This is a genomic window from Veillonella seminalis (assembly GCF_003992065.1).
Taxonomy (GTDB): domain Bacteria; phylum Bacillota; class Negativicutes; order Veillonellales; family Veillonellaceae; genus Veillonella_A; species Veillonella_A seminalis.
Window position 1 is genome coordinate 23,646 of record NZ_RQUZ01000018.1, and the last position, 13,511, is coordinate 37,156.

A 13,511-nucleotide genomic window follows, 5' to 3' on the forward strand; every position below is an offset into this window, starting at 1 on the left:
ACAAGTGTTGTAGGGTTAATTTGTAAGATTTGCATACTCGCCATTAAAGGCGAGTTTTTTTATTGCTTATTTTGTCATTAAGGGATTATGAAAAACAACGTTTCAATCAGATTAGGCTAGAGCTATATTAGGGAGGGGCAGGAATGTTTAAAAAAACACTGCAGCATTTGGGGCAGGTGTTGGTGACGGTAATTGGGGTTACGTTTTTAACTTTCAGTTTAAGTTTTCTGGCACCGGGCGACCCTGTGCTCATGATTTTGGAAACCGCGGACACCATGGTTTCACAGGAACTGATTGATCATACGAGGCAAGAATTGGGCTTAGATAAACCGTTTTTGGTGCAGTATGGTAATTGGTTGTCTCATGCGGTACAAGGTGATCTTGGCATGTCGTATTCGGCCAAGAAACCGGTTGTAGATAAGATGATGGAGGCCTTACCGGGTACGCTCATGTTGGCGAGTGTAACAATTGTGATGCTACTCGTCATAGCCGTCCCCATGGGGGTTATCGCAGCTATCTACCAGAATAAATGGCCTGACTACCTTTTCCGCGGGATTGCATTTATTGGTATTTCCATACCGGCCTTCTGGCTTGGTCTTATGCTACTCTACATTTTCGGCTATAAATTAGGTATTGCATCGATTGCGACGGCTACCGTTTCGTTAAAAAATGCCATTTTACCTGCTTTTACATTGGCATTTACGTTGATTTCAAAATTTATGCGTCAGGTACGCTTGGTAGTTTTGGAAGAAATTAATAAAGATTATGCCGTAGGTGCCAGAGCGCGTGGTATGACGAATACGGAAATTATGTTTAAACATATTTTGCCGAATGCCTTTTTACCGTTGCTTACCATTTTCGGCATGTCCATGGGGTGGTTACTAGGCGGTGTAGCGGTAGTAGAGATGGTATTCTCGTGGCCGGGCCTTGGTAAAATGGCTGTACAGGCGATTACCTTCCGTGACTATCCGTTAATTGAAGGATTTGTTCTTTGGGCCTCCATTGCGTATATGTTGATTAACGGCATCATCGATTATTCGTATACATTGTTGGATCCCAGATTGAGAAGGGGGAGTAAATAATGAAAGAATTTATTAGAACACATAAAACTTTCTCCTTCTATACATCTTTAGTTTTGTTGGTTGTATTAGTGGCTATTTTTTCACCGTTCTTAACACCAAACGATCCCTTTGCTGCTGATTTGGCTAATGCCTTGAAAGCACCGAGCGAGGCACATTGGTTCGGGACGGATAAATTAGGTCGTGATGTATTATCCCGTATTATTTACGGTACCGGTTTATCTTTGTTCATGGGTTTTACCATTGTGTTTTTGGTAGCCTCCATTGGTACGGTCGTAGGTTCCTTAGCCGGTTACTTCGGTGGTAAAGTTGAAATGGTACTCATGCGTATTTGTGATATTATGATTTCCTTCCCTGGTATCATCTTAGCAATTGCTATTGCCGGTATTATGGGCGGTAGTGTGGGCAATACGATTTTGGCCTTGACCATTGTAGGTTGGGCTAAATATGCCCGGCTGGTTCGAAGTCTTGTTATTAAAGTTCGTCAAGAAGATTATATTGCGGCGGCCATTATGAGTGGTGGTACATCAGCCGTTATCTTACGTCGTCACGTTTTACCGAATATCATGCCGCTCGTAGTTGTTACGGCGAGTATGGACCTTGGTGTTATGATGCTTGAAATAGCCGGGTTGTCTTTCCTTGGTTTTGGAGCACAAGCGCCGACACCGGAATGGGGTTTAATGCTTAATGAAGGCCGTCAATATTTACAGTTGGCACCTTGGCTTATGATTTTCCCAGGTGCGGCTATTCTTATCGTAGTATCTATTTTTAACCTTTGGAGCGACAGCTTGCGTGATATCTTGGATCCGCGGCAAAACAGAGGCTAAAGAGCGGGCACTTTATATAAGTTATTGGGCGGTTTCCGTATTTTATTTTGTCAGATGATACCCGTTAGGGATTTATATAAATTCATCTTGAGTGTTAGTGTTAATCAAACAGTGTGTTTTTGGTTGATGTTTTAGTTTATGGAGGGATGTTGATTATGAAAAAATTCTGGCGCAAAGCCTTACTTGGTGGTTTAGGCGTGGTGTTGGCAGCGTCGCTTTTGGCCGGTTGCGGTAGCGATTCTGCAGATAACAAAGACGTGTTAAAAGTAGGGGTAACTAACTTTGCGGATACCTTAGAACCTACGGATAACTTCTATGCTTGGGTAGTTATGCGTTACGGTATCGGTGAAACGCTTACCAAGTTTGACAAATCCATGGTGGCTAAACCTTGGATAGCATCTAAATGGTCCTTGGCTGATGATAAATTGACTTGGACATTTACGATTGATGACAAGGCTAAATTCTCTAACGGTAAAAAAGTAACGGCTGCTGAAGTAAAAGAATCTATTGAGCGTGCTTTTGCTAAAGCTAAACGTGCCAGCACATTTTTCGAATATGATTCCATTGAAGCAAATGGGCAGGATTTAATCATCAAAACTAAAAAACCAATGCCTAATATGCCGGGCTTGTTAGCGGATCCGTTATTCCTTGTTGTTGATGTACAGGCAGAAAAAGACGGCCGTAATTTTGCTAAAGAAGGTCCGATTGCGACCGGTCCGTACACCGTTGTTTCGTACAGCAAAGATAAATCCGTGTTAAAAGCTAATGAAAATTACTGGAATGGTACCGTACCATTTAAAACAGTAGAAGTGCCGTCCATCGAAGACCCTAATACCCGTGCTATGGCATTGCAATCCGGTGAAGTGGATATGGCTGTTAACATCGGGCCGGGCGAAATTGACCTTTTCAAAGGCAACGATAAATTCCAGGTTGATGAAATTGCCTCCTTGCGTGTAGTATTGGCGCGTATTAATCAAAAAGGCTTATTGGGTGACCCTAAAGTGCGTGCTGCCTTTATCAGTGCTACGGATCGTCAAAACTATGCGGACGTACTTTTAAAAGGCACTTTCATTCCTGGCAAAGCTCCGATTCCGCCATCCATGGATTATGGCTTTAATCAATTGACTGATCCAAATGCGTACAATCCTGACCGCTCTAAACAATTGTTGGCAGAAGCCGGTTGGAAAGATACCGATGGCGACGGAATATTAGATAAAGACGGTCGTCCGTTGTCCGTTAACTTCGTGGTATACAACAGCCGTGCGGAATTACCTATCTTCGCTGAAGCGGTACAAGCTGACCTTCGTAAAGTGGGCGTTGATGTGAAAATCAAAACGGTTGACTATACATTAATCGATAAAATGGGTATTGATGGGGATTATGATTTGCTTATCTCCAATATCGTAACGGCTAATACCGGTGACCCTGAAACATTCCTTAAATGGTACTGGAAAACTAATGTTAACGGCGATAATCCGCAAAACGGTTCCGGTTACAGTAATCCGGAATATGATGCTAAATTAGATGCATTGTCTACTGAATTTGATCCGGCTGTTCGTCGTCAATTAATTATTGAAGCACAGCAGATTCTCTTGAATGACGGTGCAGCTTTATTCTTAGGGTATCCAATGACAAATATTGTTGCCAATAAAGCACTTAAAGGTGTAGTTATGTTCCCAGCCGATTACTATTGGATTACGAAAGACATTGCTAAATAATTTTGATGAATTATGAGAAAGGATGTGCGCAAACGATATGACACGGGAGGCCGCACTGGTAGAAGTAAATAATTTGAGCATAGCCTATGGTGAAGCGGCGCCTTCTGTGACAGACGTTACGTTTTCCTTAGAAGAAGGCGAAATTCTGGTTATCGTAGGTGAGTCCGGCAGTGGTAAAACCACGGTAATTCGGGCCCTATTAGGCTTATTGTCCGTAGGTGGTCACGTTGTGGGTGGACAGGCTCATTATCGTGGTCAAGACATTGCTCATTGGTCCGAGGAAGAATGGCGGAAATATCGGGGCACCGATATTTCCATGATCTTCCAGGATAGCGGCAGTGCTATGGATCCGATTCAAACAATCGGTAAACAGTTTATTGCCCATATTCGTCGTCACAGTAATCTTGATAAAGCGGCGGCAGAAACAAAAGCCATAGAATTGATGAAAATGGTTTCCTTACCGGCGGATACAGACTTTTTAAAACGATATCCGTTTGAACTGAGCGGCGGTCAACGTCAGCGTTTGGGGATTGCCATGGCTATGGCTTTCACGCCACACTTGTTACTTGCCGATGAACCGACTTCGGCTCTTGATGTGACGACGCAGGCTCAGATTGTAGATGAATTGATGCGGCTTTGTCAGAAGAGCCGTACCGGCATTATCATGGTAACCCATAATATTGGGGTGGCCGCTCATATGGCGGATAAAATCATGGTTATGCAACAAGGTAAAGTAGTAGATTACGGTTCACGGGATGACGTTCTTTTCAAAGAGCATTCAGCCTATACCCAGCAGTTATTGGATGCTGTACCAACGTTAGGAGGGAAACGCTATGTCGACACAGTTGAATAAGGAAGAAGCAACTTATACTGAAAATAGCGGTACTCATACTTCGATGGTGGCGGCTGACGGCGTGGGTACACCGATTTTGGAAGTAAAAAATCTTTGTAAAAACTATTCTTTACCAAATGGTGGTACCTTACAAGCCTGTAAAGATGTATCTTGGTCCTTATGGCGCGGGGAATCATTGGGAATCGTTGGTGAGTCGGGCTCCGGTAAAAGTACGCTCATGAATATGATCATGCAAATGACGGCTCCTTCAGGCGGTGAAATTTATTTGAACGGCGTGGAAATCTCCAAAGCTTCATCCAAAGAAAAACGAGAACAACGCCGTAAAATTCAGATGGTGTTCCAGGACTCTTCGCAAGCGTTTGATCCTCGTATGTCAGTTGAAGATATTATCTGTGAACCTTTGTATAATTTCGGCCTTTTGAAAAAAGGCGAAACAACGGCTATTGCTACCAAGTACTTGGAGTTAGTTGGTCTTAACGGTACCTTTGCCAAACGTTATCCTCATGAAATGAGTGGCGGTCAGCGTCAAAGGGTAGCCATTGCCCGTGCCTTAGTATTGGAACCGGATATTGTTGTATTTGACGAAGCTACCTCTGCACTCGATGTATCCGTACAGGATTCTATTGCAAAATTGCTCGTTAAATTACAGAAGGAAAAACAGTTAACCTATTTATTTGTTGCCCATGACATTGCTTTGATTCGCAGTATCTGTCATCGTGTAGTTGTTATGTATAACGGTGAAGTTGTAGAAGCTATTTCGGCAGAACATTTAACGGAAGCCAAGCATCCGTATACGCGTAAATTACTGGCAGCTGTATTTGAAGTGACGGAGCATCGCGAACCGGTAACAGTATAGTAAGTAGCAATAAATAGTAGGGAACTTGGGGGCTGATTTAGAAGGTATGGTACGGATAGAACTGATTACACCGGACACAGAAAGAGAACCGATTTATCAATTCTTGGTCGAGCAAATGCATGTACATTACAGAAGATCGTTAGATAGTGATCACAATAAATATTTTTTACAATTAGCTGAACATTATTCACCCGATAAGCGAAGTTCTTTCTATGTGCTCTATGAAAATGATGAGGTCATGGGGACAGGTTGTATAAGTCCTTTAGAAGCTCATCATCGTCGACCGCTTCATTGTAAAGATGCATCACTTTGGGGATATATATCACGGGTGTATATTTCTCCCAAATCACAAAGTAGCGGTTATGGTCGTCAGATTTATAAAGTATTGGAAACAACGGCTAAAGAGTTTGGTTATACTCATTTATGTTTGAATACGCATAAATTTCTTACTAAAGGTTGTGCCTTTTGGAAACGCCATGGTTACATTGAGTTCCAGGATATGGGGGATGAGTGGGAAACGATTTGGCTCAGCAAAGAGTTGGTATAATTTGAGTGTATAAAGACTGTAGAGGTCCTGTGTTTTAAAGTTATCCACTAAAACAGGGTAATTTATACACAGAAAATCAAGCGCTTATGCACAAATAATTACAAGTTATCCACTACTTATCCACCGAAAAAGACGACTTATCCACAGAATAGTGATTAAGTTTTCAAAAAAAAGTTATTCACAAGCAAAGATTTAAGTGAATATACACAATTAAATACATAAAAGAAAAAGCGTAATGCAATTGGATTCGAAATGAATCTCTGCATTACGCTTTTCTTATGGGCCGTGCACAATGAAAACTATAAAGTAGCGTTGGGGGGTGAGTAATGTTTCTTTGGGGTCAGCTATATAAACACTTAAATAGCATCGTCATTTTCAGACATTACACTATCTAAGAGGAGGAGTATATTGTTGCCAATCTCCGAATAAAAGCGAACGCTGTCGGTTGACTCTATAAATTCCCATTTAACATGCATAGCCGTATCGTTAGGGCCGTACTTCGAGCGAAGCGCTGTCTGTACGGTTTGGGGTAAGCGAATATCATACATAATGTTATAACGGTTAAATTTATCGTCCACTAAAATGTAGTGACTGTCGATAATTTCTACATTATAACGGCGCGATACAAGGTCGAGTAATCCTTGAGGCACTTTGTAGTCATTTTCTTGATTTGTTGAAGTCAATCGGATGGCCTCCTTTCTGTGGATTCCTGTTGTAAGGCGTTATAAGGCCTTTGCACAAGGCGTTGCCGCGCTTGTGCAGACCTTGGGGCGAGTCGCGTAATCGGACAGTCCCTATTTGAGTATCGGATTGTTTTTAGATCCGATAGGCTCCAATTTTTCTTCAATGAAAGTATTGATAAGCTGTTGTACCGCTAAGGTTGGTGTCAGCTCACCTTGGAGTACTTGGTTTTCTACGCTGTCTTTGCAAGCAATGATACGCGGCGCCCGATAGAATAAGTTATGAAGATGTTCTTCCACCATGGAATATACCCACGACATAGTTTGCTGTTTGCGCCGTTCTTGTAAGACGCCGTTGGCTTGGCACTGTTCGATGAATTTTTCAATAACATCATGCCAAAGCTCCATAACGCCTTCGCCGGTGTACGCCGAGCAAGTGTATGCCTTGGTAATCCAGCCTTCTGTGGCAGGCCGTAAGAAATGAAGAATACGATTGTATTCCGATTTCGTAATTAGGGCTTTCGGTTTATTGTCACCGTCCGCTTTGTTGACTACAATGCCATCGGACAGTTCGATTACACCTTTTTTCATACCCTGCAGTTCGTCACCGGCACCGGTCAGTACGACTAAAAGGAAAAAGTCGACCATGGAGCGCACAGTGGTTTCACTTTGACCGACACCGACGGTTTCGACAAGAATCGTGTCATAGCCGGCTGCTTCACAAAGAAGTAAGGTTTCACGGCTTTTACGGGTTAAGCCGCCAAGCGTCCCACCCGAAGGGGAAGGACGAATGAAGGCATTTTCTTGCCGTGATAAAGTAAACATACGAGTTTTATCACCCAAAATACTACCGCCGGTTACGGTACTGGACGGATCAACGGCCAAAACGGCCACTTTATGACCTTCTTGGCAAAGTTTGGTACCGAGACATTCGATAAAGGTGGATTTACCGGCGCCCGGTACACCGGTGATGCCGATACGCGTTGCTTTACCGGTATACGGCAACACTTTTTGAATAACTTGCTGAGCCATTTCAAAATGGGCGGCTGCATTACTTTCGATGAGGGTAATGGCACGGGACAGCATCATGCGATTGCCGCTTAAAATGCCTTCCACATAATCATCGACGGTAAGTTTGGCCGGCCGTTTGCCGGTTTGCTGAGGCGGTGTACTTGTGGTATTACGCAAAGGACTGTCATTGAGGCCGCGCATAACGCGGCAGGCGAATTTATCATCATCTGCTTCGGGAACCCAGGACGGTTTATATCGTTCCGTCATAGTATCACTCCTCTAGACGTTCATTTAACAATTCGAGTACTTTCTTCGCACATACAGGGATAATGGTACCAGGGCCAAAGATGGCAGCGGCACCGTGTTCATATAAGAAATCATAATCTTGAGCCGGAATTACGCCGCCGATGATAACCATGATATCTTCACGGCCGCGTTTTTTGAGCTCTTCAATAAGCTGTGGCATAAGTGTTTTATGGCCGGCAGCCAAGGAGCTGATGCCGACGATGTGAACGTCATTATCTACAGCGTCTTGGGCAGCTTCTTCCGGAGTTTGGAATAAAGGTCCGATATCTACGTCATAGCCCATATCGGCGAAGGCGGTAGCAATAACTTTCGCACCGCGGTCATGACCGTCCTGACCCATTTTAGCGATAAAGATACGAGGTCGACGACCTTCGCGTTCTTCGAAGTCATCGGTCATCTGACGTACTTCGGAGATAACATCATCATCGCTGAATTCACTGCTGTATACGCCGGAGATGGAGCGGATGATTGCTTTATGACGACCGCAAACTTTTTCAACGGCATCGGAAATTTCACCCTTGGAAGCACGAGCACGCGCCGCTTCTACGGCTAATTCCAATAAGTTGCCTTCGCCGGTTTCCATGGAATGCGTAATGGCATCGAGGCATTGGCGAACTTTGTCGTTGTCGCGGTTAGCTCTTAATTTTTCAAGACGTTCAATCTGAGCCAAACGTACGGTAGTATTATCTACTTCGAGGATATCGAGCGGATCTTCTTTGTCTAAGCGCATATAGTTAACGCCGACAATTTTTTCACTGCCGGAGTCGATATGAGCCTGACGGCGAGCGGCGGCTTCTTCGATACGCATCTTAGGAAGGCCGGTGTCGATAGCTTTGGACATACCGCCGAGTTCTTCGATTTCTTGAATATGAGCCCAAGCTTTGCGAATCAATTGGTTGGTCAAGAATTCTACATAATAGGAACCGCCCCATGGGTCGATAACCTTACATACCTTGGTTTCATCCTGGATATAAAGCTGCGTATTACGAGCAATACGTGCGGAGAAGTCGGTCGGCAAGGCGATGGCTTCGTCAAGCGCATTCGTATGAAGCGACTGGGTATGGCCCAAAGCAGCCGCCATAGCTTCGATACAAGTACGGGTAATATTGTTGAACGGATCCTGTTCGGTGAGACTCCAACCGGATGTCTGCGAATGCGTACGGAGCGCCATGGATTTAGGGTTTTCAGGTTTGAAGCTGTTAACGATTTTAGCCCATAACATACGGCCGGCACGCATTTTGGCGATTTCCATGAAGTAGTTTTTACCCATAGCCCAGAAGAAGGACAAACGAGGGGCGAACTGGTCAATAGTTAAGCCGTGTTGGGTACCGGTACGGAGATATTCAAGACCGTCAGCCAAAGTATAACCCAATTCGATATCGGCGGTAGCACCGGCTTCTTGCATATGGTAACCGGAAATGGAGATACTGTTAAATTTAGGCATGTATTTGGATGTATAAGCGAAAATATCGCCGATAATACGCATGGAAGCGGCCGGAGGATAGATATATGTGTTACGTACCATGAACTCTTTCAAAATATCATTTTGAATCGTACCGGCCATAACTTTTTTATCAACGCCTTGTTCTTCACCGGCTAAGATGTAGAACGCCATGATTGGCAAAACGGCGCCGTTCATTGTCATGGATACGGACATTTGATCGAGTGGAATACCGGAGAAGAGGATTTCCATGTCGAGGATGGAGTCAACGGCTACGCCTGCTTTACCAACGTCGCCTACAACGCGTGGATGGTCGGAGTCATAACCGCGGTGAGTGGCAAGGTCAAAGGCGATGGATAAGCCTTTCTGACCGGCGGCGAGGTTACGACGATAGAAGGCGTTGGATTCTTCGGCAGTGGAGAAACCGGCGTACTGTCGTACTGTCCAAGGACGGGTTACATACATGGTAGCGTATGGGCCACGTAAATATGGCGGTAAACCGGCCATATAGGATAAGTGATTACAATCGGCGTAAGCACCCTGATCATAAAGCGGTGCTACATCGATTTGTTCCATCGTGCGATAGAAGTTTTCATCAAAGGATTTGCCTGTTTCAGCTTTTAACTGTGTAAGCCATTCTTGAGCCGCTTGCTCATTGGCTTCGGCCCCGGCAAATGGGATATTTGCGAAATTAGGTATTTTAGCCATTATTTAATCATCCCCTTTTCTTGTTGCATCCGTAACAGTGTTTCGTAGCAGTTGGAGCGTACACTGATGTAGTCATCCATACCGGCAGCATCACACATTTCTTTTAATTCAGGTGATGGAGCGCCTGCGAGGAATACTTTCATTTCAGGGCGCTGTGCTTTGATGCCTTTGGTAACGGCCGGAGCCAATTCCGGATACGTATCATCGGTGGAGCATACAATAGCTACGTCCGCTTTGGATTCAAGCGCTGCTGCTACGGCGTCATCAACCGTTTTGAAACCGTTATTTAAGGCTACATCAAAGGCGGCAACCTGCATGAAGGATGTAACAAAGTCGGCACGGGCTTTATGTTGTGGAATAGGACCCATGTTAGCCAAGAAGATATGAACATTGTCACCGGTTTCGGCAACAAATTCTTCCGTCGTGCGGCGTAATTTTTCATAACGTTCGGTCCAGCGATGAGCTTCGATTGGCGAAACGGTTTCACCTTGGCTATCGGTGGCGAGGGCATTCGTAATTTCACCGAAGGTAGCACCGGCAGTGAGGGCCGTTTTTACAGCGCCGATAAGCGACATAGGTTCGCTGAAGTCGGAGTCTTTAAGAACTTGTAAAGCTTCGTCGATGGCTTTTTGATCGGCTGCTTTGCGTTGATCGGCAAGTTCGGCCAAGCGTTGTTTTAAAAGTTCTGCCTTATTGATTTCAGGCACTTCGAGCAATTCTTCGGTCATGTTAGGGTACATGTTGTTACCAACGGCACGGTCTTGGCGAGTTGCCAATTTCTTGAAGCGGTCTTCCAAAATACTGTGAACGGCTTCTTGAACTTTATCGGCTTTGATGGCTTCAATAATGCCACCCATGTTTTCTAATTCTTGGAATTTAGCCCAAGATTTTTCGGTGAATTCTTCCGTCAACGGTTCGAGATACCAGCTACCGCCGGCAGGATCGACCGGTTGAATGAAGTTGAATTCATGTTGTTCCATAATCTGGATATTGCGGGCAATACGACGGGAGAATTCATCACTCGGACGGATACAATGGTCGAACGGATACACATTCATGCCGTCAACGCCACCTATCACAGCCGAGAAGGACTGGGAAGCTGCACGTAATAAGTTTACATATGGGTCATATACAGTTTGGCAAAAAGCGGATGTACTTACATACAAATTGATGCGCTGTGCATCTTCGTCGCCGCCGCAATGGCGTACCAATTGGGACCAGAGCATTTTAATACTGCGGAGTTTGGCGATTTCCATGAAGAAGGTAGCGCCTACGCTGAAGTGGAAACGAATGTGACGGCAGAAGGTATCAACATCAATACCGCGGCGTTCCATAGCGCGCATATAAGTCAAAGCGGTATGAAGGGCATAGGCTGCTTCTTGAATACCGTTGGCCCCGCCGTTGTGATATACATCGGCATCAACGAGGACTGTTTTTAAATTAGGTGCATGTGCTTTAGCCCAGTGAATCGTATGAGCCATATCATCATAGAGTTCGTCAAGCGGACGATTTACTTTGCCAAAACGGAGTAAAGAACCGATAGGGTCGGCCGCAATAGCACCGTGCAATTCGGCGGATTTTAACCCGGCGGCTTTGCAGGCGATGGATACAGCACTGATGAGATTAACGGCAGATGGTCCGCCGAATAATTCGATTTCATGCTTGTTAACATCAATATCTTTTAATAAAGCTTTTACATCTTCGGCTGTGCTCAAAGAAACGCCGGTATCGATGAATGCTTCATCAGCACCATCGGTAGGATCGATGCCTTGTTGAGTCAGGCTGTCGGTAGTAATGCTTACAACCGTGCTGCCTTTATCGAGCTCGAAAGCTGCCATGGCGTTGGCATCGCTGATGGTTTTGGCATCACAGCGCTGAGCGATTGACCAAGGTGTGTGGATATAGCCGCTGGCATGCGCGCCGCGGAGCTTATCCGCTAATCCCGGATAGGTGTAAGGTTGGGTTAATTTCTTTTGATCCTCTAAACGATAAATTGGGTGAAACAAAATACCTTCGTAAGTTTTCGTGAACATACTCTTATCGAAAGGCTTGCCTTTTAACAGTTTTTCAACGGCAGCTTGCCATTCGTCATAACTGGGAATTTCAAACTCGTCAAAGGTGACAGCGGGCAATTCCTCGTGCCCATTTTGCCTTGAAACGGCTAGAGTCTGCTGCTTATGTTCCATAGTACGAATCCTTTCTACATAGCAAATAGAATATGAAATGCAAGGAAATTGATGCATTCGCTATATACAACACTATATGGCTTCGTTGCGTTTATGATTAGGTAAAACCGGTTTGTCGCTTAGCCTTGCGCTGTGAGATGGTGAGCGGCAGTTGGACTTACTTACTGTGTCTCATAATTAACGCGGTGGGATATATTGTTTCCTCCTATAACAATAATAAAACTTCCTACCGAAGAGCCATATAAGTGGATGTACCGGGCAGTCTCCAATAGGAAGTTGTTTCGAAAAAAATACCGTTTCACAGTAGAACTGCAAAACGGTAAGATTGTATGCGAAAAGAATCACACCATATCTTCCCGTCTATCGCGGGTATAACGACATGCTTCCTTAGGCAGTTCTTCTGACTCAGCTTCATCATTCCTTTTGCCTTCCCAAACATAATATTCAGTGACATACTAAAAAGGAACTTCACTTCACAGCGGCGGGACCGTGTCGGAGTTGCACCGACTTCTCTATTAAGCATAAAAGCACCTAGAGGGGACTGTATTTATTTTATAATTTTATTATATGTTTATAACATAACAGTGTCAATTTAAATGCATACTTTAATCATGTGTAACGTATAAAGATTGGTTATAACTGAGGTGTACGGTCATTGTATGCATAATCGGCAATTAGAATAGTGGGACATAGTCGGCGGTAGTGGGGGTAAATTGTATTTATACAAGAAGAAGTACAATCATTATATATATACTACTATATGCAGATAAAGAGGTTAGATGAGGTAAATGCATGCATTGTCCACACTTGATGGATTGTTGTGTTTAATTAAAAATCTTAAAAATATTTAGTAAAAAAGGGTTGACGAACCATAGGCAAAAAGGGTATGATAGTTCATGTCCTCAATCACGGGACATCAAGTGACCGCCTTCAAGCAATTGAAAGCGGGTTATTTTGAAAAAAGTGATGTATATTCTTTCAGTTTTAGTACTAAACTTTTTTAAAAGAAATTTTAAAAAGTTCTTGACACGATAAACTAATTGCGATATACTAATTAAGCTGTCGCAAGCCGCTAAGGTAAAGCGATAAAGCAGATCTTTGAAAACTGAACAATGTAAGGTAATCATTTTTAACGAAATGAACATAGCCAGAGTGCGGGTTTCGACAACGTCGAAACCAACCAAATAAATTCTAGTCACTAACTTCGGTTAGAGACAACAACGAAAAACGAGCTAGCAAATAGCTCCAAGATATCTTGGAGAGTTTGATCCTGGCTCAGGACGAACGCTGGCGGCGTGC

The 13,511-nt window shown here is 44.0% G+C and carries 10 protein-coding genes and 1 riboswitch; of the genes, 6 read left to right on the forward strand and 4 right to left on the reverse strand.

Annotated elements, in window-relative coordinates:
* Positions 1 to 143: 143 nt before the first annotated feature.
* The 6 genes from nikB to EO126_RS10240 all read left to right on the forward strand — a co-directional run bounded on the left by nikB (position 144) and on the right by EO126_RS10240 (position 5,880).
* A complete protein-coding gene (gene nikB, locus EO126_RS10215) occupies positions 144 to 1,082 on the forward strand; it encodes a nickel ABC transporter permease (RefSeq protein WP_127008780.1) in 939 nt (312 codons plus the stop codon).
* A complete protein-coding gene (nikC, locus tag EO126_RS10220) occupies positions 1,082 to 1,906 on the forward strand; it encodes a nickel transporter permease (protein ID WP_127008781.1) in 825 nt (274 codons plus the stop codon). The genes nikB and nikC overlap by 1 nt, the downstream gene beginning before the upstream one ends.
* 155 nt (positions 1,907 to 2,061) lie before the next feature.
* The gene (locus tag EO126_RS10225; protein ID WP_127008782.1) at positions 2,062 to 3,624 is read left to right on the forward strand and encodes an ABC transporter substrate-binding protein; all 1,563 of its coding nucleotides are present in this window, start codon (positions 2,062 to 2,064) and stop codon (positions 3,622 to 3,624) included.
* A gap of 37 nt (positions 3,625 to 3,661) precedes the next feature.
* Complete coding sequence (locus tag EO126_RS10230; protein ID WP_127008783.1) at positions 3,662 to 4,477, forward strand: ABC transporter ATP-binding protein; 816 nt, start codon at positions 3,662 to 3,664, stop codon at positions 4,475 to 4,477.
* A gap of 43 nt (positions 4,478 to 4,520) precedes the next feature.
* Positions 4,521 to 5,333 (forward strand): ABC transporter ATP-binding protein, encoded by an 813-nt coding sequence (locus tag EO126_RS10235; RefSeq protein ID WP_127008787.1) that lies wholly within the window; start codon positions 4,521 to 4,523, stop codon positions 5,331 to 5,333.
* A gap of 46 nt (positions 5,334 to 5,379) precedes the next feature.
* A complete protein-coding gene (locus EO126_RS10240; RefSeq protein WP_127008784.1) occupies positions 5,380 to 5,880 on the forward strand; it encodes a GNAT family N-acetyltransferase in 501 nt (166 codons plus the stop codon).
* Between the two features lie 356 nt (positions 5,881 to 6,236).
* Here EO126_RS10240 and EO126_RS10245 read toward each other — a convergent pair whose 3' ends face one another.
* The 4 genes from EO126_RS10245 to EO126_RS10260 form a co-directional block, all read right to left on the reverse strand.
* Positions 6,237 to 6,563 (reverse strand): hypothetical protein, encoded by a 327-nt coding sequence (locus EO126_RS10245; protein WP_006555199.1) that lies wholly within the window; start codon positions 6,561 to 6,563, stop codon positions 6,237 to 6,239.
* A 111-nt stretch (positions 6,564 to 6,674) separates the two neighbouring features.
* Complete coding sequence (meaB, locus tag EO126_RS10250; protein WP_006555198.1) at positions 6,675 to 7,838, reverse strand: methylmalonyl Co-A mutase-associated GTPase MeaB; 1,164 nt, start codon at positions 7,836 to 7,838, stop codon at positions 6,675 to 6,677.
* 4 nt (positions 7,839 to 7,842) lie between these two features.
* The gene (gene scpA / locus EO126_RS10255; RefSeq protein WP_006555197.1) at positions 7,843 to 10,026 is read right to left on the reverse strand and encodes a methylmalonyl-CoA mutase; all 2,184 of its coding nucleotides are present in this window, start codon (positions 10,024 to 10,026) and stop codon (positions 7,843 to 7,845) included.
* Complete coding sequence (locus EO126_RS10260) at positions 10,026 to 12,212, reverse strand: methylmalonyl-CoA mutase family protein (RefSeq protein WP_127008785.1); 2,187 nt, start codon at positions 12,210 to 12,212, stop codon at positions 10,026 to 10,028. The genes scpA and EO126_RS10260 overlap by 1 nt, the downstream gene beginning before the upstream one ends.
* Positions 12,213 to 12,585: 373 nt before the next feature.
* Positions 12,586 to 12,762, reverse strand: a riboswitch (cobalamin riboswitch).
* Between the last annotated feature and the right edge of the window lie 749 nt (positions 12,763 to 13,511).

Coding starts and splice junctions, on each gene's coding strand:
- EO126_RS10260 (WP_127008785.1), bottom strand. CDS start 12,212: ATGGAACATAAGCAGCAGACTCTAGCCGTTTCAAGGCAAAATGGGCAC.
- EO126_RS10240 (WP_127008784.1), top strand. CDS start 5,380: ATGGTACGGATAGAACTGATTACACCGGACACAGAAAGAGAACCGATT.
- nikB (WP_127008780.1), top strand. CDS start 144: ATGTTTAAAAAAACACTGCAGCATTTGGGGCAGGTGTTGGTGACGGTA.
- EO126_RS10225 (WP_127008782.1), top strand. CDS start 2,062: ATGAAAAAATTCTGGCGCAAAGCCTTACTTGGTGGTTTAGGCGTGGTG.
- EO126_RS10230 (WP_127008783.1), top strand. CDS start 3,662: ATGACACGGGAGGCCGCACTGGTAGAAGTAAATAATTTGAGCATAGCC.
- nikC (WP_127008781.1), top strand. CDS start 1,082: ATGAAAGAATTTATTAGAACACATAAAACTTTCTCCTTCTATACATCT.
- EO126_RS10235 (WP_127008787.1), top strand. CDS start 4,521: ATGGTGGCGGCTGACGGCGTGGGTACACCGATTTTGGAAGTAAAAAAT.
- scpA (WP_006555197.1), bottom strand. CDS start 10,026: ATGGCTAAAATACCTAATTTCGCAAATATCCCATTTGCCGGGGCCGAA.
- meaB (WP_006555198.1), bottom strand. CDS start 7,838: ATGACGGAACGATATAAACCGTCCTGGGTTCCCGAAGCAGATGATGAT.